19 protein-coding genes are annotated in these 23626 nt (G+C 38.3%); 5 read left to right on the forward strand and 14 right to left on the reverse strand.

The window, feature by feature from the left end:
* Nucleotides 1-3: 3 nt before the first annotated feature.
* The 5 genes from rpsG to fsa form a co-directional block, all read right to left on the reverse strand.
* The gene (rpsG, locus tag FAZ19_RS06005; RefSeq protein WP_136819823.1) at nucleotides 4-471 is read right to left on the reverse strand and encodes a 30S ribosomal protein S7; all 468 of its coding nucleotides are present in this window, start codon (nucleotides 469-471) and stop codon (nucleotides 4-6) included.
* Nucleotides 472-490: 19 nt separating this feature from the next.
* Nucleotides 491-904 (reverse strand): 30S ribosomal protein S12, encoded by a 414-nt coding sequence (gene rpsL, locus FAZ19_RS06010; protein ID WP_002993550.1) that lies wholly within the window; start codon nucleotides 902-904, stop codon nucleotides 491-493.
* Nucleotides 905-1063: 159 nt separating this feature from the next.
* Nucleotides 1064-3193 (reverse strand): ribonuclease R, encoded by a 2130-nt coding sequence (gene rnr, locus FAZ19_RS06015; protein ID WP_136819824.1) that lies wholly within the window; start codon nucleotides 3191-3193, stop codon nucleotides 1064-1066.
* Nucleotides 3194-3736: 543 nt separating this feature from the next.
* The gene (locus FAZ19_RS06020) at nucleotides 3737-4198 is read right to left on the reverse strand and encodes a Fur family transcriptional regulator (protein WP_136819825.1); all 462 of its coding nucleotides are present in this window, start codon (nucleotides 4196-4198) and stop codon (nucleotides 3737-3739) included.
* Nucleotides 4199-4285: 87 nt separating this feature from the next.
* Nucleotides 4286-4945, reverse strand: coding sequence for a fructose-6-phosphate aldolase (gene fsa, locus FAZ19_RS06025; RefSeq protein WP_136819826.1), 660 nt, complete (start codon nucleotides 4943-4945; stop codon nucleotides 4286-4288).
* A 252-nt stretch (nucleotides 4946-5197) separates the two neighbouring features.
* On the opposite strand from fsa, the gene FAZ19_RS06030 reads away from it, so the two are divergent.
* The gene (locus FAZ19_RS06030; RefSeq protein ID WP_136819827.1) at nucleotides 5198-6436 is read left to right on the forward strand and encodes an MFS transporter; all 1239 of its coding nucleotides are present in this window, start codon (nucleotides 5198-5200) and stop codon (nucleotides 6434-6436) included.
* Here FAZ19_RS06030 and FAZ19_RS06035 read toward each other — a convergent pair.
* The 4 genes from FAZ19_RS06035 to FAZ19_RS06050 all read right to left on the reverse strand — a co-directional run bounded on the left by FAZ19_RS06035 (nucleotide 6407) and on the right by FAZ19_RS06050 (nucleotide 15452).
* Complete coding sequence (locus FAZ19_RS06035) at nucleotides 6407-6850, reverse strand: retropepsin-like aspartic protease (protein WP_136819828.1); 444 nt, start codon at nucleotides 6848-6850, stop codon at nucleotides 6407-6409. The two genes, FAZ19_RS06030 and FAZ19_RS06035, sit on opposite strands and share 30 nt — an antisense overlap.
* 105 nt (nucleotides 6851-6955) lie before the next feature.
* Entirely contained in the window at nucleotides 6956-7894 is a 939-nt protein-coding gene (locus tag FAZ19_RS06040; RefSeq protein WP_136819829.1) for a malate dehydrogenase, read from the reverse strand.
* A 90-nt stretch (nucleotides 7895-7984) separates the two neighbouring features.
* Complete coding sequence (gene tamL, locus FAZ19_RS06045) at nucleotides 7985-10315, reverse strand: translocation and assembly module lipoprotein TamL (protein WP_136819830.1); 2331 nt, start codon at nucleotides 10313-10315, stop codon at nucleotides 7985-7987.
* On the reverse strand, nucleotides 10290-15452 hold the full coding sequence (locus FAZ19_RS06050) for a translocation/assembly module TamB domain-containing protein (RefSeq protein ID WP_229707426.1): 5163 nt from the start codon (nucleotides 15450-15452) through the stop codon (nucleotides 10290-10292). Before FAZ19_RS06050 ends, tamL begins: the two co-directional genes overlap by 26 nt.
* Nucleotides 15453-15908: 456 nt before the next feature.
* Between FAZ19_RS06050 and FAZ19_RS06055 the strand changes: the two genes are divergently transcribed.
* The 4 genes from FAZ19_RS06055 to FAZ19_RS06070 all read left to right on the forward strand — a co-directional run bounded on the left by FAZ19_RS06055 (nucleotide 15909) and on the right by FAZ19_RS06070 (nucleotide 18880).
* Nucleotides 15909-16580: a response regulator transcription factor gene (locus FAZ19_RS06055; protein WP_136819832.1), complete on the forward strand. Its 672-nt coding sequence runs from the start codon at nucleotides 15909-15911 to the stop codon at nucleotides 16578-16580.
* Nucleotides 16581-16582: 2 nt separating this feature from the next.
* Nucleotides 16583-17863: a sensor histidine kinase gene (locus FAZ19_RS06060; protein WP_136819833.1), complete on the forward strand. Its 1281-nt coding sequence runs from the start codon at nucleotides 16583-16585 to the stop codon at nucleotides 17861-17863.
* 96 nt (nucleotides 17864-17959) lie between these two features.
* Nucleotides 17960-18403 (forward strand): PepSY-like domain-containing protein, encoded by a 444-nt coding sequence (locus FAZ19_RS06065; protein WP_169305577.1) that lies wholly within the window; start codon nucleotides 17960-17962, stop codon nucleotides 18401-18403.
* A gap of 30 nt (nucleotides 18404-18433) precedes the next feature.
* A complete protein-coding gene (locus FAZ19_RS06070; protein ID WP_169305578.1) occupies nucleotides 18434-18880 on the forward strand; it encodes a PepSY-like domain-containing protein in 447 nt (148 codons plus the stop codon).
* A gap of 95 nt (nucleotides 18881-18975) precedes the next feature.
* Here the strand turns inward: FAZ19_RS06070 and FAZ19_RS06075 are convergent, their stop codons facing one another.
* The 5 genes from FAZ19_RS06075 to tsf all read right to left on the reverse strand — a co-directional run bounded on the left by FAZ19_RS06075 (nucleotide 18976) and on the right by tsf (nucleotide 23459).
* A complete protein-coding gene (locus FAZ19_RS06075; RefSeq protein ID WP_136819836.1) occupies nucleotides 18976-19575 on the reverse strand; it encodes an alpha-ketoglutarate-dependent dioxygenase AlkB family protein in 600 nt (199 codons plus the stop codon).
* Entirely contained in the window at nucleotides 19562-20425 is an 864-nt protein-coding gene (locus FAZ19_RS06080; RefSeq protein WP_136819837.1) for a methylated-DNA--[protein]-cysteine S-methyltransferase, read from the reverse strand. The genes FAZ19_RS06075 and FAZ19_RS06080 overlap by 14 nt, the downstream gene beginning before the upstream one ends.
* A gap of 47 nt (nucleotides 20426-20472) precedes the next feature.
* The gene (locus tag FAZ19_RS06085) at nucleotides 20473-21216 is read right to left on the reverse strand and encodes an SDR family NAD(P)-dependent oxidoreductase (RefSeq protein ID WP_136819838.1); all 744 of its coding nucleotides are present in this window, start codon (nucleotides 21214-21216) and stop codon (nucleotides 20473-20475) included.
* 221 nt (nucleotides 21217-21437) lie between these two features.
* Nucleotides 21438-22487 carry an AI-2E family transporter gene (locus FAZ19_RS06090; RefSeq protein ID WP_136819839.1) on the reverse strand — a complete coding sequence of 350 codons (1050 nt, stop codon included), beginning with the start codon at nucleotides 22485-22487 and terminating at the stop codon, nucleotides 21438-21440.
* A gap of 135 nt (nucleotides 22488-22622) precedes the next feature.
* Nucleotides 22623-23459 carry a translation elongation factor Ts gene (gene tsf / locus FAZ19_RS06095; RefSeq protein ID WP_136819840.1) on the reverse strand — a complete coding sequence of 279 codons (837 nt, stop codon included), beginning with the start codon at nucleotides 23457-23459 and terminating at the stop codon, nucleotides 22623-22625.
* Nucleotides 23460-23626: the final 167 nt, after the last annotated feature.

Consider the following 23626-nt stretch of genomic DNA (forward strand, 5'->3'; position numbering starts at 1 on the left):
AAATTAGAATCTGAAGTGTGAGAACGCTTTGTTAGCTTCCGCCATTTTGTGCGTATCTTCTTTCTTCTTAACAGCAGCACCTTCACCTTTAGAAGCTGAGATGATTTCTCCTGCTAATTTTTCGAACATTGTTTTTTCACCACGTTTACGTGAGTAAGAAATTAACCATTTCATACCCAAAGCAATTTTACGTTCAGGACGTACTTCCATAGGAACTTGGAAGTTGGCCCCTCCGACACGACGAGATTTAACCTCTACAGCTGGCATAACGTTGTTTAACGCTTTTTTCCAAGTCTCTAGGCCGTTCTCTTGTGTTTTTTGTTCTACTAATTCTACTGCGTTGTAAAAAATTGAATAGGCGATAGATTTTTTACCATCGTACATCATATTGTTTACAAAACGTGTTACCTGAGTGTCGTTAAACTTTGGATCAGGTAAAATGATTCTCTTTTTTGGTTTTGATTTTCTCATTTTCTTTCCCTCCGTTTAATTATTTCTTTTTACCTTTTGCTGGAGCTGCAGCTGCTTGTCCTGGTTTAGGACGCTTAGTTCCATATTTTGAACGTCGTTGGTTACGACCTGCTACACCTGAAGTATCCAATGCACCACGAATGATGTGATAACGTACACCTGGTAAATCTTTTACACGGCCACCACGAATCAATACGATAGAGTGCTCTTGTAAGTTGTGACCTTCTCCGGGGATATAAGCGTTGACCTCCTTGCCGTTTGTTAAACGTACACGAGCTACTTTACGCATTGCTGAGTTTGGTTTTTTAGGGGTAGTAGTATATACACGTGTACATACACCTCTTCGCTGTGGACAGCTGTCCAACGCTGGAGACTTACTCTTGTCTACCAGAGCTACTCTACCTTTTCTAACTAATTGTTGAATAGTAGGCATTTACCTGTTCTGTTTTTAATTTATGTAAATTAATTTTTTAAAGTGTGCAAAGATAACTAGAAAATATTGAAGTATAAAGTGTTGAGTGTTAATTTTTTTCATTTATTCTACTGGTAGAAGATTTCGGATTTGTAAATGCGAAAGGATTTTTAACCTAAATTACGATATTAGTGTAAAATCGATCTGTCGTTTTTCCAAGTCGACTTTCTTTACTTTGATTTGCACCTCGTCTCCAAGTTGATATACCTTCTTTTTTCGTTGACCGATAATGGCATAATTTTTTTCGTCTAACGTATAAAAATCATCGGTAATATCACGAAGGCGTACCATGCCTTCGCATTTATTTTCGGCTATTTCTACATACATACCCCACTCTGTTACGCCGGATACCAGGCCTTTGTATTCTACGCCTATCTGATCCAGTAGGAACTCGGCTTGCTTGTATTTGATTGAAGCGCGCTCAGCTTCTGCCGCTTTTTTTTCCATCTGCGAGGAATGTTCGGCCATTTTTTCGTAGTGCTCGGCATTTACCTTGCCTCCTCCGTCTAAATAAAATTGTAGCAAGCGGTGTACCATCACATCTGGATAACGACGGATAGGGGAGGTGAAATGGGTGTAATAATCGAAAGCCAGACCGTAGTGCGAGGTGTTCTTAGTGGTATAAATGGCTTTGGCCATAGAACGTACGGCAAGGGAGGTTAATAGATTCTGCTCTTTTGACCCCTCGATCTTTGTCATCAATGCATTTAGCGATTTGGCCGTCTCTTTATCAGATTTAATATTTAGCTTGTGCCCAAAGCGGAGTGCAAACTGTGAGAAGTTCGTTAAGGTCTCCGGTTTGGGTACATCGTGAAAACGGTATACAAATGCCAGCTTATTTTTTCCGCGCCCCTGTTTTCCGATGTACTCGGCCACCTTGCGGTTGGCCAATAACATGAAATCTTCAATCAGCTTGTGTGCATCTTTTCTCACCTTCGTATATACACCCAATGGTTTTCCATTTTCGTCTAGGTGGAATTTTACTTCTTCACTTTCGAAACTGATTGCACCATTTTTGAATTTGCGTTCACGTAAGATGTAAGCAAGCTTATTTAGCTTCAAGAGTTCCGCTGAAAACGGCCCTTCTTTATCCTCTATGATTTCTTGGGCCTCTTCATAGCTAAAGCGACGGTCGGAGTGTATAATAGTGCGACCAAACCACTGGTCGATAACAGTCGCTTTTTCATCTATTTCAAAGACGGCCGAGAAACACAACTTGTCTTCATTCGGGCGTAAGGAGCATAGGTCATTCGACAGGCGCTCGGGAAGCATAGGGATGACCCGGTCGACCAGATATACTGAAGTCGCGCGATCAAAAGCTTCTTTGTCTAGTGCGGTATCGGGCATGACGTAATGTGACACGTCAGCGATGTGGACACCAATTTCGTAGTTCCCGTTTTCTAATGTCTGAAAAGAGATTGCATCATCAAAGTCCTTTGCATCCGCGGGGTCTATCGTAAAAGTAAGGATGTTTCTAAAATCACGACGTTTGGCAATTTCGGCTTTGGTGATCTTGCCGGAGATGTGGTTTGCGGCTGCTTCCACTTCTTTCGGAAAGTCGAGCGGAAAACCGAAATCTGCTAGAATCGCATTCATCTCTGTATTGTTCTCGCCTTTTTTGCCTAAGATGTTCTTTACCTTTCCGATGGGGTTTTTGGCGTTCTTTGGCCATTCGATAATGGATACCACAACCTTTTCTCCATCTTGCGCTCCATTCAGGTTGTCTAATGGTATAAAGATGTCATGATTCATTTTTCGGTCATCAGCAAGAAAGAAGGCATAGTTTTGCGAGATGTCGATCGTGCCTGTGAAATCGGTCTTAGCACGTTGGATAATTTCGACAACTTCCCCTTCTCTTTTTTTGCCCTTGCCACGTTCGTAAACGTGTACTTTTACCATGTCATTGTGAAGGGCTTGACGAAGCTTTCGAGGGGCTACGAAGATGTCATTTTCCATCTCGTCAGTGGGTACGATATAGGCAGATCCGTCGGCTGTCATGTCGACCTTTCCGGTCACGTATACATTGAGTTGTTTCAGTCTAAATTTTCCACGTTCGGGTTGGACAAAAAGACCTGCTTTTGATGCGTCGTTGAGGATGTCCGCTACGGCAACTTTTGATTCCGAATCGGATATGTTGAGTTTTGCAGCGACTTGTTTGTAGTTGAGTTTTTGATTGTCCGATTTCTCGAAAATATCGACAATCATTCGTGTTAAAACTTCCTTATAAGGATTCTCTTTTTGTGATCTCATTCGTTTACTTTTTTAATGGCACTCCGTTGAAGTAGGAGTAAGCTGCTCTACTTACATGTGCATAACATTTATGTGGAATGCTTGTTTCATGTACTTTCTTTAAACTTAGATAAATTCGATTTTATATGCAATTATAATTCATATAAAATCAAATTTAATATCACAATTGATGAAGCGGCTACAGGAATATGGGGCGTTCAGTCATTCTGTAGTTGTATTCTATTTTAGCTTTTATAATATATTGTTTACTAATTGTATATGTTTATTTTTTGCTAAAATATTTTAATATGAATGTGCTCTAAATCGCGTTTAAAGCTTGGTGCGTTAGAAAATTACGGATTTTAACTGTTTTGCTAAAAATACTTTGTTTAATTTTTAGATTACTAATGTTATGTTAAGTATTTGTAATATAGAATGTAATGTTCTTTTCGGTAAAACTTTAGCTGTCTGTTTTATTTTTTTTAGCATATGAATTTTTGAACAAATAAGTCCTAGAATAGCTTCTTTAACTTTTAGGGTATTAGCGTGAAATAACTTGATTCCTTAGTGGGTAGACTGGCAATTTTTACATAATCCAACTGCATTGATCGCGATGGAGTATAAGGAAAATCCGGAAGGTAGGTTAATCTGTGGTAGCGAAATTTCATCCAGGCAGTAGATGCTATTACAGACCGAGCAGATGAAATGGACGTGTTGATCATGATGGTGATGCGCACTGCATTTAGTGGAACAGATCGCATAAGTAGCGGTGCCATGGAGATCAAAAATTTTATGCAAAATTCCTTTTTCTTCAAAGCTAGCAAGTATACGATATAGCGTTACGCGGTCAATCTCGTTTCCTAAAATTTTCTCTAATTCAGGTTGCGAAATAGCTGCGGTCTTAGTCGATACAATCTCCAAAACCCGTAGTCGAGGCTGTGTCACTTTAAGTTTATTTGATCGTAAAAGATGTGCAAAATCTTCGGTCTCTGTTTGCGTATTTGCGCTGTTATTTTGAGTGTCCATAGTAGCAAAATTACGTAAAATTTAGAGCATAAAAAAGCCGTTCTATATCCGATACAGAACGGGCTATTTATTAAAAAGTGTTGGCTTTTATTTACCTGCTGCTTTGGCATGATCTGCCAAAAACTGAGCAAGCCCGCTATCTGTTAGCGGATGTTTTAATAGAGCCGTAAACACCGATAATGGGCCGGTCATTACATCGGCCCCGATCTTCGCACAGCCTAAAAGATGTGCACTATGACGAACGGATGCAGCTAAGATTTGTGTAGTGAAACCATAGTTGTCATAGATCAAGCGAATCTCTTCTATAAGCCCTAGCCCATCTACAGAAATGTCGTCAAGACGGCCGATAAAAGGTGAAACATAAGTTGCTCCTGCCTTTGCTGCCAATAAAGCCTGGCCTGCTGAGAACACCAATGTACAGTTAGTCTTGATGCCTTTGCTGCTGAAATATTTGATTGCTTTGACACCATCTTTTATCATAGGAACTTTAACCACAATCTTGCTGTCCAAAGCAGCTAAAGCTACCCCTTCTTTGATCATATCCTCGTAGTTAGTAGCAATTACCTCTGCACTTACATCGCCGTCGACAATGGCACAGATTGCTTTGTAATGGTTAATCACGTTATCCTCTCCGCTGATACCTTCTTTCGCCATTAGGCTGGGGTTGGTCGTAACCCCATCAAGAACACCTAGATCTTGTGCTTCTTTGATTTGAGCCAAATTGGCTGTGTCAATAAAAAATTTCATATGTATATAAATTGTTTTTAGTTTTCATACGGAATATCCACGTATACTGTATTTTTAGCATTGTGCACACCTTATGTGTAGATAAATTGTTTTAGATATATGGTTCGTATAATATTGAATATCAGTTTTATGAAAGTTGTTAAAACTTTATGTTTTTAAAGCTGTTACAAAGGTAGTTATATTCTTTTATAACTATAAAATTTTAGCGCTAAATCAGCCTATATATAAATTAAAGACTCGTTATCTTTGTAAATGGAGATTTTCAAATCCTTAAAACATCCTAATTTCAGATTACATACTATTGGTCAGTCGCTCTCGCTTTTAGGTACTTGGATGCAACGTATTGCAATTAGCTGGCTGGTGTATGAGTTGACTGAATCGGTTTTTTTATTAGGATTTGTATCGTTTATATCTTTACTTCCCTCGTTGATTTTGACCCCATTTATAGGGAGTTTTATTGACAAAAGACCTAAATATAAGTTGGTACTCAATACGCAAGGCTTACTGATGCTTCAGGCAGGCTTACTGACTTTACTTGTTTTTTATGGTAAGGAATCTGTCTTTTGGCTCAGTGTGTTAGGATTTGTCCAAGGGGTGATCAATGCTTTCGATGTAGTTGGAAGACAGGCTTTACTTGTTTCGTTAGTAAATGGCAAGAAGGACCTACCGAATGCAATAGCATTAAATTCTTCGGTATTCAATGCTGCCAGGATGGTGGGGCCGGCAATAGGTGGTATATTGTTGAGTAATTACGGCGAACTGCTCTGTTTTTTTGTTAATTTTCTGAGTTTTATACCGGTTATTATCACTTTATTATTGATGAAAGTAACAGAGGAATCTAATGCCAATCTCAAAAGTATTTCGAATTGGCAAGGTTTAGTGGATGGATTTGAATATCTTAGACGATCTCCACATATTGGCTCCTTAATTGTAATTATGGTTTTTTCCAGTTTATTTGTCATTCCATACACCTCTTTGCTTCCTGCTGTTGCTAAAGACCTTTTTTTGGGAGATGAAACGACTTTTTCATGGTTTGAAAGTGCCGCCGGACTAGGGGCGATGATAGGTGCGGTAAATATGGCGAGGTTAAAATCAGGTGATAACCTGCGTTATCGCGTGCTTTTTGCAGCCTTAATGATGGGGATTTCACTTCTTTTACTTGCTTTTTCGCATTTTCTGCTTTCTGCCATTGTGTTTACTGCCTGTGTGTCATTTGCGATGATGATGCAGAACTCAAGTATAAATACCTATATTCAAACACATGCGATATCTTCTTATCGCGCACGTATTATGTCTTACTATGTGATGGCTTTTCAAGGGGTATTCCCTGTCGGAAGCTTACTAATAGGGGGCGTTGCGGAGATGATGGGAATTAAAGCCACACTGTATTTTATGGGGGCAATGGGGGTACTGATCTCAATTGCTTACTATACCTATCTACGGTTTCATATCCATCGCCGTCTATTTAAGTCGAGAGGCTCTGGATCGTAAGCGCAACGTACATTTTTTATAATCGATCACGGCACCATATTTTAACAGAATGTCTCCACCTAAAACACCGATCACTGGAGCGAAATTCATCTGCTCATAGGCATAATTGATAGAGGAAAGATCTAGTACGGCCACTTGAAGATTCTTTATCGCCCAGTCGCGAATACGAAATAGCGGAAGATCCAATATAAAACTTTGCATGTTGTTCGTACCTAGACCGCTGGATAAAATGTTAGTATTTTGAAATTTACTTTCTTCGATTCCCGAATTTAAAAGTGTAGTCTTATCTAAAACCGTTTTGGAAGCCCCTGTATCTACTACCATTTTAAATGGTTTGTCAAAAATTGTCACGTCTATGATAATGTGGATTCCATCTCCTTCTAAATTGAGCGCTTCTAACGGTATAATCTGCATTTAAAATAATTTCTGTATTCTGTGTTAAAAACGTAAACAAGCCCATCGTATTAAAAACAGAAACCAATAGGTTTGTTTGTGTTTAATGTATATACGATCTGTTCTCTATATTAAATTGTTTTCTTTTAAAACCGTATTCATATTTCGTACGGCATCAGCACTTGCTTTAAAAAGTTCTTTTTCGCGGTCACTTAGTTGAAGAGGTACAATTCTTTCCCAGCCATTCTTATTGATAAGAACGGGCACCCCGATATTGATATCTTCTTCTCCAAATTCACCTTCTAAATATACAGAGGCAGTAAACAGTCGATTCTGATTCAATACAATGCTCTCTACCATCGCCGCTGCTGCTGCTCCAGGTGCATACCAAGCGGATGTACCAATCAGTGCGGTTAGCGTAGCGCCGCCCACCATCGTTTTCTTAACAATCTCCTCTTGTTCTACTTCGTTCAAGAAGTTGGTAACCGGGATACTGTTCCACGTGGCATGATCAATTAGAGGAATCATTGTGGTGTCTCCATGGCCTCCGATGACGATCGCATTCAAATCGTTAGGAGATGCATTGAGTTTTGTGGCTAACTGATACTTAAAACGTGCTGAATCTAGCGCCCCACCCATTCCAATTATTCTGTTTTTGGGTAATCCACTCGATTTAAAAGCTAAGTAAGTCATTGTATCCATTGGGTTTGATACAATCAGGATAATGATATCCGGAGAATGTTTAACTAAATTTTCAACAACACTCTTAACGATACCGGCATTGGTGCCAATTAACTCTTCACGGGTCATACCTGGTTTTCGTGGAAGACCGGAAGTAACCACAGCCACGGTGGAGCCTGCCGTTTGTAGATAATCGTTGGTTACCCCGGTGATTTTGGAATCAAATCCCAATAAAGCCGCGGTTTGCATCATATCCTGTGCTTTTCCTTCGGCTACTCCTTCTTTAATATCCAAAAGAACAATTTCTTGGGCGATATTTCTTCTGACTAGATTATCTGCTGTTGTAGCTCCTACAGCACCAGCACCAATAACAGTTAACTTCATAGCATCTATTTTGAGTTGTTGTCTTGCTAAATTTACTAAATGCGAATGATATAGACGCAAAATCCGAAGAAATTTCTTCGGATTTGACTTTTAAAATGGATATCCTATCGCTAAATTGAAAATTAGGTTATTTTCTCTCCATCTTCCACTACCCAGATCAATATCTTTAAAGACCCATCTGTCAGACTTGGCGTTGTAGGGAACTCTAAATGGAATGGCAAAGTCTGTTCTTAAAATTAAAAAATCAAAATCGAATCGTAGACCGGCACCACCACCTACGGCGAGTTCCGATAGAAACTCTTTTGATAACCTGCCACCAGGTTTATTGTCATCTCTACTTTGCAACCAAATATTTCCGGCGTCTACAAATGCTGCCCAATGCAAAAAACCTGCTATTTTAGCGCGATACTCGGTATTCAGTTCGAGTTTGTAATCGCCAGTTTGGTCTGCAAAAAAGTTATCCTGACCTAGATTTTCAGGAAGAGAAGATCCAGGGCCAATAGATCTTGCTCGAAACGCACGCAATCCATTCGGACCGCCTGTAAAATATTGTTTCAGATAGGGAAGTGATCGTGAATTTCCATAAGAGTAACTTGTTCCGATCATAATACGTGATGCCAATTGAGAATTGGTAGACAGTTTCATATAATGTCTAAAATCACCTTCAATCTTGATGAATTGACTATATACAGTATTAAATAAGGTTTTTGTATTTCCTTCTTGGGCATTGGCACCCTGTACAAGACCTAAAACATTCCCAGATAGGTTGATACCGCCCTTAAAATAGAAGGTATGTTTTCTTTCCTGTTGCATGGTGTTCGTATAGGTAAAATTGTAATTCGGACCAAATGAAAATTGAGGTTCGATAATGTGTCTCAAAGTAGGGACAGTATCCATTTGTGCTTCATACTCTGGAGTCACATTTCTAGGTTGTACATAGATAATTTCTGCAAGGGCCAGGTCATGTTGTTTCCTGTCATTTTCCTTCCAATTGTAACCATAATTAAGACTGGTAGAATTTAATGTATACGCCGTGCGTCTGTTTAAAAATTCATATCCTAATTTTAGATAGGTACGCGGAATAAATCTTCTGGAAGGCGCCCATTTATAGGGAGATAACAGACGAGGCCATGTAATAGCGGCTTCTGCACCGTATCGATAATAGGAAGAATTTAGATTGACATTGCCCCCCGTCTGTGTTTCATATCCCCCAAAAAAGTTCAACGTCAATGTTTCAAAACCCCGAAAGGCATTTCGTAATGTCCAGGTAACGTTTGCTTCTGACCCGTTGTATACCGCTGCGGTTTTGCCTAATACTTCAAAACGCAAAGATTTTTTAGGTAAGGGTGTCAAATAATAATACACATCTAAGGTATTTGTTGAGTCGGAATTGTCCTCAAAATTGTTCTTGACAAACTTAAATGCGTTTAAATTGACAAGATGATTAATAGTCTGATTATGGTCATGCCGATTATACAATTCACCTCTTTCAAAAAAAATATGGTTTGCCAGCACTTTTCGGCGATAGGTTTTATTACGATCAATGATATAATAATTATTATTGAACAGGTCCAAATTACGGATACGGTTTTGCCGCCGATACCCTTCGGTATTTAAGGTATAGTTGGGATAAATAAAAATATTTCCGATTTTTTGTGGATGTATGGCTTTCTCCGAAGTTTCAGGTTTCAAATTAACATACATATCTACCTTATGGTCTCCAATAGTACTATCTACTTCTACCAAAAGGTTGTCAGGACTGAAATAGTAATATCCTTGGTTCTTCAGATCATCGTCTATCCGTTCACGTTCACTGACTATTACATCTAAATTATAATTCTTCCCGTTTTGTAGGAGGGATTTATCCCTGCTTTCTAATATATCTTTCCCGATTTCGCGCGTGCTGTCGATATCAAATTTAACGGAATTAATTCGATAGATGTTTCTCGGAATACCATAATAGGTAACTGTTGCTAATTTTTTATGTATAGTGGTGTCGGATGTAAATGTAGCATTAAAAAAGCCTAGATTTTCTAGTCGGTTTCGGAGTAAGTTTTCATTGTATTCACGGTTTACATCGCTAAGTAATACAGGTTCTTCTCCTTGGCGTTTAAGCCATCTCCGAACAAAGTTTTTAGTTGTGTCAGGACCACCACCCATATTCCAAAGCGATAATTTCCATCTCCATCCTAAAATTTTTGCATTTGGTTCTGGACGCAGCATAGACTCCAAGCGTTCTTCGAAAGCTTCTTTGCGATCGTTTGCCACCCCAGTATCTACTTGCAACTCTACTTTACCTTCATCATACAATTTTTCATCCTCCGCTAAGTATTTGGTAGAGTTACACGAGCTTGCGAAAAGGCTAAGAACGGCTAATAATGTTATTATCTTTTGGCTATTCATTTTCATTCCTTTCCTCATCTTCGTTTCTTATTACGGTATTTGCCGTATCCTTTATCGCTTTTGGTGAATCTGTACCGGCACCATCCTCAGTTGTTGAATCTGACTGTTGTTTCAATTCCTGCTGTTCTCGTTCCTGTACTCGTTTTCGGAATTCGGGGCTATGTTTCATCAAACTGTCGCGCAAGACCAGTCGAACGCTGTCTCGATACACGGAGTCGGTTTCCATACGTTCCATATCAAATCTTCTTCGAAAACTTCTCGTATCTGTGTTGTAATATTCTTCCAAAGCTTTGGAATTCATAAAAAGTTCTTTAAACCTATTGTAGTCCATAGTCATCACGAAACCAATTCCAGTTTCCACAAATTGCCCCTGTAGCGTAGCTTGATATTGATTTTTTCGGTATACGCGCGCAAAATAACGACCGTCTTTGGATAGCTGGTAATCCAAGGAAATATCCCCCGCAATGTTGCTTGGTCTTTCACCGGGACGGGTATTCCCCTCTACTTCAAAATTGGATCCTATGGTTATTTTAAGCCTGTCATCAAAAAGCATTTTTGATATACCTACATTGAGATCCGTCCGATTCTGTCCTGATCCGGTCAGATAATCCTGTTCTGATTGCAAATTAAAATCCAGCTCCACACCTTTGATCAAATCGGAAGCGAGATTATTTAACTGTGCGGTTAGTAGCGAACTGACTGAATTCCGTGCCATACCCTCTACACCTCCACCACCCGATAGACTTTCAAATGGGTTGGCAGACATAAATCTACCCAGAACAATCAACGAAAATACCTGCTTGTTCAATTCTGCGGGATCCTCACGAAGAGCGGATAGACCTATATTAACTTTACTCACCACTTCCTGGGAGACAATTGCATTATTCTCATCCAGATCAATGTCAAAATTGATGTTAGGTTTAAATAATTCCCCTGTTAAGATCAATTTGACATTAAATGGAATACGTTGTTTATAAAGGTTCTGATTTTCGGCGCCGATTTGGTTGCTCACTAGTTCCAATGTAGGAAATTTTCCCTTGTATAGTGCTGTGATGTCCATCCGAGCATCTAATGGATCGCCGTTCCATGTGATAGTGCTCCCTTTCTGAAAATTAAATTGTCGACTTACCGGGCCGAAATTAAAGGAGTAGCTGCCGTCTTCGACGGTATAGGTACCCGACATGGTAATGTTACTGTTCGCATCAATCGTTGTATTGAGCTCGGCTACACCTTGTATATTAAGCGCATCTTGTGACCCTTCATCAATAATGACCTTGAATTTAGCGTCTCGATCGGTAGACAGATTGAGCGCCAGATCAAATCCGGATAACACAGAAGAGGCTGTTGTCAGGGAGTCTAACTGGGCAAATACATTTGTACGTGCTGTGTCGCTTTTGTCGACGAATTTTACCACACCATCACGCTCGGCGACGCCGGGGTTGTCATTGGGTACGATGAATACAAAGTCAGTGTTTTCATTTGCTTTGACATTTCCCTCAATTTTTGGCTTATTGAGATCTCCTGTAATGCGAATGTTAGAAGTGACGAATAGTTTTCCAAAGAACAGATCATTATCTTCACGAGTCGAATTTACTACTGCAAAATCAGCCGTTGTTAAATTTAAATTGAAAATAAAATCGCTGTAAGTAGTTGTCCGTATGGTCCCATTTAATTTTGCAGCATTACCTTTCAGATCTTTTATTTCAAATTGCCTAAACTGTATGCCTTGATTGTTAAATGTTATTTTTTGATTGTCCATTAGAAAATCTGCATTCAACATAGTCACATTGAGCTTGCCTCGCTGAAAGACCAAATCACCATTTATCTTAGGTGCTTGCGGTGTACCTGAGATTTTGAGTGAACCTGTTAGATCCCCAGCTGCATTTTGCAAATATCCCAAACTAAATGCTTCTACAGTTTTCAGCTTCATAGGCTTTAGATCCAGTGTGGCATTAAAATTGGATGCACCGGAGGGTGGAGTGTAATATTCTCCTGTTAATTGCACATCATTTCCGTTTTCTGTAATGCGAATATCTGCAGCAAACGTATTTTCGATTTCATTATTCACTTTAATAAGAACATTACCTACGGTGTCTTGACCAAAATAAAATTTCTGTATCTCGACGTCGGAGACAAATACCGGGCTACTTTCTAAACGGGAGATGGTCGCAGATCCGTTTATTCCACCGCCTAAATTTAAGGTTTCGGATTCGAGCATTTTACTCAAGGTTTCAATCCGGAAGTTGTTAAACGACAAGTCAATCGGCGCATTCAGCGTTGAATCTTGTGATTGAACTAACAATTCCTGTCCGTTATTTGAGAGTCTGAAATTATGGGCACGAATACCATCCATGCCGAAGGAAATTTGGTTGTCAGGCGAAATGTTCCACTTATCATAGTTTAACATAAGACCATCTTCAAATAAACTTAGTATGTAATTGTTTTCGTTTACGGCCATTTTTGCCCCGAGATGATAACGGTCTTTCTCTTGTTTATCCTTTATCCATAGGCCAAAATCAAGGTTGTTTTCGATGACTTTGCCGCTCAATACCGTATTGATCAATTCAATATTGCTGATTTTTATCCGGTTGATCAAGGCCGAATAATATAGTGTACTATCTAGTGTATTGATATCTACGCCTACATTTTCTACTTCCATGCCATCATAGACGACCTTTGGCGCAATTAATTTGGCCATGATACTTTTAGTCTTGCTGTCAAAAGTGCCATCCAATGTTACATCCTGCATCTCTTCAAGCTGCGGGAAAAAGTCGCGAATAAATCGGGAATTGTTTATTGCAGCAGAAAATTCAAAGTTTTGATCCTCATAGCGGGCTGTATCTGGGGAGAGGTTCTGTGGATTGTAGTAAACTTGGACAATATCCTGTATGGAACTTCCCAACTCCGTAAGCCTATATTTTCCTACTAAATGGGCATTTAAAAATTCAGATGCTAGTACCAACGTATTCCTACTGGTATCGGCGGTAGCAATGACCGAGACAGTATCTAATGCAAACCTATTCTCGTTGTATGCAATGGATGATTGAGAAACATGTATTGCTCCGTTTAAATAATTCAGATCTGCAGTTTCAAAATCTGCAGTTATTTTACCATGATAACGGATATGGTCGGTGGTCAAATTCAGATTCTTTAGATTAACACTGTCAATCATCAACTCCATGTTCACTTTAGGATATTGCCCTCTCATATCTGCCGCGAGATCAAGGTTGAATTTAACATTTGGATCGGGACTGGTGATGTTTCCAGCTATATCGCCATCATTCGCAATAATATCAAGTACTACACCATGATAACTGTACCCCAAGGCATCCAATCTATTAACTGTTCCATTGATTTCGGCTACCATAGTCTGCGGGTTCAATCCATGCCCTTTTACGTTAGCTTCTGCGGCAATGATCCCAAGTACAGAATCCTGATTGAGGATATGGCCGATATTAAAGTCATCTATCGATACATACGCATTGTAAATAGTATCTCTTTGACTCATGTTAAGGGAACCATTAACTATAACATTTCCTCGATCAGTTAGCAAACTCATGTTGACATCTCCGCCAGTCATCCCACCTTTTAGCGTTCCTGATAATGAAATTGAGTTCGGTAATTGTATACTATCAGGCAGCAACGAATTATCTACCAGTCGTTCAATATCGTATCTACTGGTGGTTAGCTTCTTAAGGTTAAGATTAACATACATGCGATCCATATCTGGCAATCCCTTAATATCTGCGCTGGCAATAATATGCGTATTGTCAAGCGTTTTAAACTCCAGTTTTGGAATATGTAGGTCATCTAGCCGGCCTTGTATGCGTCCATCTATATAAAACCGTTTGGTTGTCAGCGGTTTCATCACATCCATATTTCCAAGGTCGGGTACAAAGTACAGTATATCCGACATATCGATCTGGCTTTTGCTGATGCGCGCATCGATAATCATCGCACTTGGATTTGTGCTTATGGTTTCTAGGGAAGGATAAGTTACTTTGATATAATCGCGGATTATTGTTTTATCGGTTTCTGCTAATAGATTTTCGATCGTTGCTCCTGTACCGGAATATACAAAGTCGGCTTTTAACTGTTTGAGGTTAAGGCCAGAATGATCCCTTACAGAAAGGTTGGCAAGCGAACCTGAAATAGAATCTGAAGAATAATAAAGATCATCCAATCCCCCGGCGAGATCGGATAGTTTAATATTTGAATAGTCGAATCCTTCTGTGCGCGTTTGATTGTCGTCTTTAAACCAAAAGTTAGTCTTCTCTATCGAAAGTTTATCTGCTGAGACTACCCAATTAACCGACGTACTTGTGTCTGCTGAGACGATATCTGCTTTAACGCTATTTTGCTTTCCGAAGAATACGTAGGAATCCGAACCCTCTAACATGATCTCTTTGAGTCTAATAACTTCCTTATTCAAATCTATTTCCTTAACATTTGCAGAAAGGTTCTTGATATCAAACTTGGTATCCATAGCAGAGGAACTGTCTTCATACCGTACCAAAATATCTTTTAGAATGATCGACTCCGTAGCCAGATTCGGAAGGAGAGAAGAATTCTCGACAGATTGGTCAGTAATGCCAAAATTTTCTGCAGTAGGAGTGGTGGTTTCCGTGGCTGGAGCCCATTGCTTGATATCTGCACGGAGACCCGCAATTTGAATAATTGGCATGTCAAAAGACATATTGTTAGTTAGGTCAAAATTCTTTACGCGAGTTTCAAAATGAGACAACATAATGTCCGCAGATGTACCTATCATATCATCCTTATAGGAAAATCGGATACGTTCGAAATTTACTTTATCAATGTCAAATACCAATGCCGACGCGGTATCAGCATTAGTAGTGCTTTCTTTTTCTGTTGTAAAAGCCTTTAATATGTAATCAAAATTGAAGGATCCATCAGGTGCTTTACGGGTTATTTTTGCAGTGATGCCCTTCAGATCAAGTTCTTGAATTTCAACGGTGTTCTTAAATAATTTGAACATATTGATGTCTACAGATAATTTCTCCCCTGCCAAGAGAGTGTCTTGACTCCTATCTTCAAAATAGACATTCTCCAATACCAGATTTTTGGGGAACGTGATATTGATATAACCAATGTTTACCGGCGTGCCGATTTTGGTTTCTAAATAATTTGTCACCTTTCCAACTACATAATTCTGTACAGCAGGCAGCCTTATTAAGAAAATAACAAGTAAAAGCAAGGCTATTACAGAACCTATAATCCACAAAATGGTTTTTAAAAAAATACGGCTGAATTTATTCAATTTATGTGTATATATTAAGTTGATCGATGATGACTAATTTTAATAACGTAAAAATAAATTAATTGTTTATGTTTTAGGTTATTTTTGATGCTGATTTGCAATAAATACATAAAACATTTTCCTATAGGCCTCGTTATTTTTATTTACCATCATTATTCACAGATTTTTTTCCTAACTCTGCATTAGGGATTTGTACGGTTTATGATAAGACATGAAGTAAATTAATAGAGAAAACAGCGCATTGAATTTTACTGTGAATATCGATAACTATTTAATAGGTCTGTTAAACTAATTATAATCCTACAGAAAAAGCAAAATAATTGTATACAGATGAAAATATTGATTATAGAAGACGAAATAGATCTATTGCATAGTGTGCAGGAGTTTTTGGAGCAAGAAAGTTACTTGGTAGAATTTGCGACAAATTATGAAACCGCAGTAGTAAAAGTGCTTTCTTATCAATACGATTGCATTTTATTGGATATTATGTTGCCAGGAGGAAGCGGTTTAGATATTTTGCGTTTGCTTAAGAACGAAAAAAAAGATCAACCAGTATTGATCTTGTCTGCAAAAGATTCGGTTGAAGACAAAGTGTTGGGGTTGGAAATCGGGGCCGATGATTATTTAGCTAAGCCTTTTCATCTATCAGAGTTATTGGCGCGGATAAAATCTATTGTACGACGCCATATGCACCAAGGTGATCATGTTATTTCTTATAAAGATGTCAAATTAAATCCTGATTTACGACAGGTAACTGTAGGTAGTAAAGAAGTGATATTAAATAGAAAGGAATATGATATGTTGTACTATTTGATGCTGCGTCCCAATAAATTAATGGAAAAAACGACTATTGCGGAAACCGTATGGGGAGACAATGCCGACCAAGCCGACAATTTAGACTTTATTTATTCACAAATAAAGAACCTAAGACGAAAGTTGAAAGAAGCTAATGCTCAAATAGATATTCAAGCCGTGTATGGAGTAGGATATAAATTAATTTAATAATGAAGATTTCAGTAAAGAATTATACAAATAGATACATCGTCATCACTATACTGATCGTAATGGCATTATGGGCATTGTTGTTTTACGCAGTATTGATGGATGAAGTGTATGATAATGTAGATGATGGACTAAAGAATCAAAAAATCGAAATTATCAGAGAGGCGTACGGTAATTCCGAGATACTACATAATACCAAGGAATTTGGAATTAATCAGTTTCGGATATTACCCGGAAATGTTGATGACTTTACAGACAGGAATCATTTTACGAATGAGTTGATTTATATGCCTTACGATGAAGAGGATGAGCCTTATCGTATATTGAGAACGGGATTTTACAGCAAAGAGGGAGAGCCTTTTCTGCTCGAAATACGTACGTCTACGGTAGAAGAAGATGATTTTTTGATTAATTTGGCGATCTCATTAGGAGTGTTATATACGGTTATTATTTTGAGTATTCTGATTGTGAACCACCTAATTTTAACTAGAGCTTGGCTTCCATTTACTCGTATTCTTTCCAATCTGAGTAATTACCGCTTTGGATATGTATCTTCTTTTCAGCCTGTAGCCACAAAAGTTAAAGAATTCAATGAACTGAACAGCCAGATAAGTCTCATGATCCAACGTAACGAGATGATATTTGACGAGCAAAAGCGATTTTTGGAGAATGCTTCCCACGAATTACAAACACCTTTGGCAATCACCATTAATAAGTTAGAGCTTTTGCTTCAAGATCATGAACTCTCGGAGCCACAGCTTATCAAAATAGCAGAAGCGAAACAGTCGCTACACCGAATGGTAGGTCTTAATAAGTCTCTTTTGATGCTTTCCAGAATAGATAATCATCAATATAAAGAAATCGAGGAGATAAATTTTAACAAATTGACAAAGGAACTTTTAAATGATGTCCAAGATATTGCTGATTTTCAGGGAATAAAATTTGACATGACGGAAGAAGCAGTATTTAAAACATCGATTAATCCTGATTTAGCGGCGATATTGATTTCTAATTTACTTCGTAATGCGATTAAATATAATACCACTCCTGGTGCAATAGACATACGGATTAATTCAAATAGACTGGAGATCCGTAATCCCAGTACTTCAGGAGCATTGAATCCACAATATATTTTTGAACGTTTCCATAAAGGGTATCAAGATAGTCAATCTAATGGTTTAGGACTGTCGATTGTCAAATCGATCGTAGAGACCTATCCTAATTTGGAAATCAATTACCGATTTGAAAATAATTTTCATGTTTTTTCATTAATGCATTCTTAATTCCTAAATCTTTCCCAATTCGTGTCTGAAATTTGTGTTAACTAAGTGTAAGAACTACTGTGAATGATTCTTGCACTATTACTTAAAAAAACAGATATGAACACAAGTATTAAATGGATGATGACAGCCTTTCTCTTTATGGTTGTTACAGTGGGCAAAACGCAAGAAAAGATCATTCAACTGGCGCAATTACCTCAACCCGCACAATTATTTATCAAAACTTATTATTCCAAAACGGCAGTGTCCTATGTGACATTGGAAAGTGAATTTCTTAGTGAAAAAGAATATAAAGTCGTATTGGCAAATGGTGTGAAGATAGAATTCGATGGTAAAGGAAGTTGGACAGAAATAGATGCCAAACTAAATGCTGTCCCCCCTAATATTGTTCCGGTGTCGATACATGCACATATCAAAAAGAGTTTTCCAAACAACAATATTGTTCAGATTTCGAAATCAATCCGAAAATACGAAATCGAATTGACGAACGGGTTGGATTTAGAGTACAATAAAAAGGGTGAATTTGTACGCATAGACGACTAAAAACGATAAATAAATATAAATAGAATGAAAATGAGAAAATTACATTTAGGAGTATGGCTATTATTCACGATCGCTTTTGCAAGTGTTTCATGTGAAAAAGAAAAAATTGTTGGAACAGATGACCTACCAGCTACAGGTTCGACATTTTTGAAAGAGCATTTTAATAATGTGACGGTTTTAAGTGTTACAAAAGAAAAGGAAGGGTTTTCGGGTACGGAATATAAAGTGCTACTAGATAATCGTACGGAAGTGAAGTTTGATAAGAACGGAAACTGGAAAGACGTGGATGGCGCCAATAATATCGCTATTCCAACTACGTTTATACTACCTGTTATTGTAGATTATGTAACGGAAAAATACCCAAATGCCGACTTTAATAGTATTGAGAAAGATAATGGGAACTTTGATGTCGAATTGACGAACGAACTGGAGTTAGTCTTTAATAGTCAAGGAGATTTTCTTCGTATCGATCCTTAACGTAAACCATCCCCACTATAAGAAGGGAGCAGATGGTGTTCTCTTCTTATAATATTTATTTTAGGGTGAGTAGAAGTAATTCATGGATTTAAGAATTAGTTTACAATTGTTCGAAATGTCAAATTGATGCGTGGATGCAATACGGTTTTGGTAGGAGGGAGGCGATGCAGCCAATGTGATTGCGTACTCTCTTTCATAACGAGAAGACTCCCGTGTTCAAGGTGAATATCAACTTTCTCTTTCGTTTTTTTGTGTTTAAAAGAAAATTTTCGCTGTGCTCCAAATGTTATAGAAGCAATCGCGCCATCGGGTTTCAGGTCTTTTTCAGCGTCGCTATGCCAAGCCATTCCCTCATCTCCATTGTGATATAAATTAAGCAGACATGAATTGAAAGTTTCTCCACTAACCGTTTCTGCCAGCTCTTTCAACGTTAGCAGATCGGAGGTCCAAGGTAGTGCGATCTTCTGGATTCCAGAATAACGGTATTCGAAAGCACGATCACCATACCACGCAATTTTCCTTTTTGTATAAATATGCTTTCCAAATATAATGGCCTCATCGTTTTTCCAGGCAATGCAATGCATAAGCCGTTCGTAATAATGGTCCGCTAAGTTACAAATTATACCGTAATAGTTGACGGTACCATCATACGGAAGTAGATTTTTTGTGGGATCCTGTGGGTTAAATAATTTCATCTTGTTCCGGATTTAATTTCGCATTTTCCCAACCTATAATTGCTGCTTTACGTGTGGGGTTCCACATATAACCTCCGAATATTCCAGAGGATTGAATCACCCGATGACAGGGAATAAGATAGGCAATTGGATTGCTTCCGATAGCAGTCCCTACTGCTCTAGACGCTTTTTCATGATTAATGTGTTTAGCGATAGTGCCATAAGTTGAAAGACTTCCCATCGGAATTTTTAGCAATGCCTCCCATACTTTTAATTGAAAGGGAGTGCCTTTTAAATGGAGTTTCAATTGCGGTAAATTAGCGTTTTCGCGACTAAAGATAGTACTGACCTGGCTGTGGATTTCCAACTCTTTATTGACATAGGTCGCGTTGGGGAATTTCCTTTTAAGGTTGAATATCCCTTGGACGGTATCTTCCACAAAAGCCATGTAACAGATTCCTTTTTCAGTAGATGCAATTAGGCTTTTTCCAAAGGGGGTAAAGCTAAAGCTATAGTATACTGTAAGATCTTGACCACCATTCTTATATTCAGCAGGAGTCATGCCTTCAATGTGGATAAATAGCTCGTGAAGCCTGCTGCTACTAGTTAGACCAGTTTTATATACTGTTTCGAAAACAGTATGTTGCTGGCTTTCTAACAGATTTTTTGCATAGGATACACTAATATATTGCAGAAATTTCTTGGGACTTGTACCGGCCCATTCGGTAAACAGTCTTTGGAAATGGAACGGACTAATATGCACATGGGCCGCTAGCTCTTCCAAACTAGGCTGACGCTTAAAATTGTGTTGTATATAGGCTATTGCCTTGGCAATGCGTTCGTAATTGATCTCCTGTTGTGTTATTGTCATACCCAAATATCGGAACTGAAAAGTACAGATAAAATCCGAATCTTGCTCTATTTAGCTAAATATCCTCCATCTACCGGATAATAAGAGCCTGTAACAAAAGAAGATTTGTCAGATGCCAGCCATAAGGCGAGTTCAGCAACCTCTGCAGGTGTCCCTAGTCGCTGCAATGCATGTTGAGTAGCTAGATAATCTGTCGTTGTCTTATCCAGATTTGTATTGATAAGAGGTGTGGCAATAAAACCAGGACCAATGGCATTGACACGCACCCCTTTACTTCCATATTCCCATGCGGCAGATTTTGTTAGACCCACTACACCATGTTTCGCGGCAACATAGGCCGAAGATTGTGCAAACCCCACTTGGCCTAATATGGAAGCCATATTGATTATACTTCCGCCTACTTTTTCTATCTCCGGCAATTGATAGTGCATGCCATAAAAAATACCATTTAAATTAGTATCAATTACTTTTTTCCAAGAATTAAGTGGATAATCGTCTATGATCGCGGTATCTCCACCTATACCCGCATTGTTGACGGCGATATGCAACGTTCCGAAGTTTTCGATTGCAGTTTCCACTATTTTTTTGTTGTCTTCTGCAGATGCCGAATCGGCTTTAATGAATAAGGTACTTCCATCGCCAAGTTCGTTGATTAGTTGGTGTCCTAATTGTTCATTGAGGTCAGATATGACTACTTTTGCCCCCTTTTTTACAAAAAGTTCTACAATCGCTTTTCCAATACCGGATGCGCCTCCTGTCACGATAGCAACTTTATCGTTTAATTCTCCCATGATCCTATGATTTTATTTCCTATGTAGATTTGACCTTTAACGGCCATTTCAAATATTCCTAACAACCTATTTACACAAGTTACGGAAATACTTATCTAATTTATAGGGGGGAGATTACCTAAGGTCTTGATTTTGACTGAGAAATTACAGTACATAACGCAATTGACCGTGTGGTGATAGTTCGTGTTTTGTGTAGGAAATCTTAACTATATTATATTAACCTACTCTGAAAATTCTTGTTCTGCGACGTACGATCGACCAAATTCGTCTGCATAGACCCGTATAAGTAGACCTACAGAAGATAGTATTAACGGGCCAAAGATTAGGCCGAGCATTCCGAACATATTTAAGCCCAATAAGACGCCGAAAACGGTAATCAAGGGAGGTACATTTCCCAATTGTTTAAGAATGGTAAACCGTAATATATTATCTATACCGCCTACAAGCAGAAAACAGTATATCGAAAGACCAATGGCATTTGTCGTTTGCCCCGAAGCTAACGTAATCAGACAGATTGGTACGTATATCGTCATCGTACCGAGCACAGGTATAATAGACGATACACCGGTAAGAATCCCCCATAGAATATAATTCTCTATATCGAAAAACCAATAGCCCATCATAGCGACTACACCTTGACAAAGACCTAAAATCGGGATTCCGATTGCATTGGACCTAACCATTAATTTTACTTCTGCCCAAATTTCTTTTTTGCTTTTTGGAGATAAAGGAATTGCCGAATAAATATAGGTTTCCATTCTTTTAGCATGTACTTGCATAAAATATAGCACAAATAGTGCTACGAGAATATTTATACCAACTTCTGCTACCGAATTAAGCACACTCGGGATATACCGCGTAAGGCTTTGCAGGGAAGCTAGCAGTGCTTCATTCGAGAGATCGATATCTTTAAAAAAAGGTTTGTCACTCATGTATATCTTCAGGGTATTGAATTTAGCAATTATGTCCTGTTGGTTTCCGAGAAAAACAGTTAATTTGGGAACTAAATAATCAATAATTGCCCATAGTGGTAATACAATAAATACGACAGATAGTATAATAAAAAAAATACTCGTAATCGACTTATTCCATTTTCGATGCATAGTGAGCTTAAAATATATATTTCGGAACAGAATGTACAAAGTAATGGCACCGAGAAAGCCAGGTAGATAGTATACCAGGTTTTTGAAAATCAAAATACAAATCAATATAATAATCAAAATCAGCATGATTTGATTAATAGAGTTGTTATTTATCTGTTTGTACCTCATACGTTAATTTACTTCTATGCCAAAATACAAAAAAAAAATACGGGAATAAAACAAAACAGCCTGTCCATTAACTGAACAGGCTGTTTTTTTAAGCAGTATCAAGTCTCCATATTGACTACTCGGACTTCATACTAATTATGCACCTAACTGTACGCGTTTGAAAGCAGTAACTGTTAATCCCTTAGACACTGAATCCAAGAATTGCGAAATGTTTTTAGAACTATCTTTCACAAATTCTTGATTCAACAACGTTGTTTCTTTATAGAATTTGTTCAATTTACCAGCAGCAATTTTTTCCGCCATTTCCGCAGGTTTACCTTCGGCAATGATTTGTTCTTTAGCGATAGCCATTTCACGCTCAATAGTATGTGCATCAACCCCATCTTTATCGATAGCAATAGGATTCATAGCAGCGATTTGCATGGCCACATCTTTACCAGCTTCTTCCACGCTGTCAGCATCAGCCGAAAGGCCTACTAACACCCCTAAACGGTAATTGGCATGGATATAAGCAACAACTTTCTCTGCGGATACCGTTTCGTATTTTGAAACTTCAATTTTCTCGCCAATTTTACCGGTTTGGTCGATCATTAGATCTGAGATTTTAACACCGTTGATTTCTAATGCTTTTAAATCTTCTAAAGAAGCGGGACTATTCGTTAGAGCTACGTCAGCTATTGATTCTGCAAAAGCAATAAAATCGGCATTTTTTGCTACAAAGTCAGTTTCACAGTTTACCTCTACTACGATACCTGATTTGCCATCAGCCGTAGCTTTAGCGATAATTACACCTTCGTTAGAATCACGGTCTTGACGGCTTGCTGCTACTTTAGCGCCTTTTTTACGTAAGTAATCAACAGCCGCTTCGAAGTCGCCATTAGCTTCTACTAATGCTTTTTTACAATCCATCATACCTGCGCCTGTTTGTTGACGCAATTTGTTTACATCTGATGCAGAAATTTGTACTGACATGATATTTTTCTTTTTTATAAAATTACAATTGATACATTAACACTGGCAATATAGTATATAAAGCCTTTGTTAATTTTTTAATAAAATTTTCATGATTGTGCTAACACCGACAGCCCTAAAACTCATATGAAGGTTCTTGATGGCCATCGAATACAGACACTTTCAGA

The sequence above is a fragment of the Sphingobacterium alkalisoli genome, from assembly GCF_005049105.1.
GTDB lineage: Bacteria > Bacteroidota > Bacteroidia > Sphingobacteriales > Sphingobacteriaceae > Sphingobacterium > Sphingobacterium alkalisoli.

Excerpts from the sequence above, each read along its gene's own strand:
- FAZ19_RS06030 (WP_136819827.1), top strand. The coding sequence starts at position 5,198 with ATGGAGATTTTCAAATCCTTAAAACATCCTAATTTCAGATTACATACT.
- FAZ19_RS06065 (WP_169305577.1), top strand. The coding sequence starts at position 17,960 with ATGAACACAAGTATTAAATGGATGATGACAGCCTTTCTCTTTATGGTT.
- FAZ19_RS06055 (WP_136819832.1), top strand. The coding sequence starts at position 15,909 with ATGAAAATATTGATTATAGAAGACGAAATAGATCTATTGCATAGTGTG.
- FAZ19_RS06020 (WP_136819825.1), bottom strand. The coding sequence starts at position 4,198 with ATGGACACTCAAAATAACAGCGCAAATACGCAAACAGAGACCGAAGAT.
- FAZ19_RS06035 (WP_136819828.1), bottom strand. The coding sequence starts at position 6,850 with ATGCAGATTATACCGTTAGAAGCGCTCAATTTAGAAGGAGATGGAATC.
- FAZ19_RS06080 (WP_136819837.1), bottom strand. The coding sequence starts at position 20,425 with ATGACAATAACACAACAGGAGATCAATTACGAACGCATTGCCAAGGCA.
- tsf (WP_136819840.1), bottom strand. The coding sequence starts at position 23,459 with ATGTCAGTACAAATTTCTGCATCAGATGTAAACAAATTGCGTCAACAA.
- rpsG (WP_136819823.1), bottom strand. The coding sequence starts at position 471 with ATGAGAAAATCAAAACCAAAAAAGAGAATCATTTTACCTGATCCAAAG.
- rpsL (WP_002993550.1), bottom strand. The coding sequence starts at position 904 with ATGCCTACTATTCAACAATTAGTTAGAAAAGGTAGAGTAGCTCTGGTA.
- rnr (WP_136819824.1), bottom strand. The coding sequence starts at position 3,193 with ATGAGATCACAAAAAGAGAATCCTTATAAGGAAGTTTTAACACGAATG.
- tamL (WP_136819830.1), bottom strand. The coding sequence starts at position 10,315 with ATGAGGAAAGGAATGAAAATGAATAGCCAAAAGATAATAACATTATTA.
- FAZ19_RS06085 (WP_136819838.1), bottom strand. The coding sequence starts at position 21,216 with ATGGGAGAATTAAACGATAAAGTTGCTATCGTGACAGGAGGCGCATCC.
- FAZ19_RS06090 (WP_136819839.1), bottom strand. The coding sequence starts at position 22,487 with ATGAGGTACAAACAGATAAATAACAACTCTATTAATCAAATCATGCTG.
- FAZ19_RS06040 (WP_136819829.1), bottom strand. The coding sequence starts at position 7,894 with ATGAAGTTAACTGTTATTGGTGCTGGTGCTGTAGGAGCTACAACAGCA.
- FAZ19_RS06060 (WP_136819833.1), top strand. The coding sequence starts at position 16,583 with ATGAAGATTTCAGTAAAGAATTATACAAATAGATACATCGTCATCACT.
- fsa (WP_136819826.1), bottom strand. The coding sequence starts at position 4,945 with ATGAAATTTTTTATTGACACAGCCAATTTGGCTCAAATCAAAGAAGCA.
- FAZ19_RS06070 (WP_169305578.1), top strand. The coding sequence starts at position 18,434 with ATGAGAAAATTACATTTAGGAGTATGGCTATTATTCACGATCGCTTTT.
- FAZ19_RS06075 (WP_136819836.1), bottom strand. The coding sequence starts at position 19,575 with ATGAAATTATTTAACCCACAGGATCCCACAAAAAATCTACTTCCGTAT.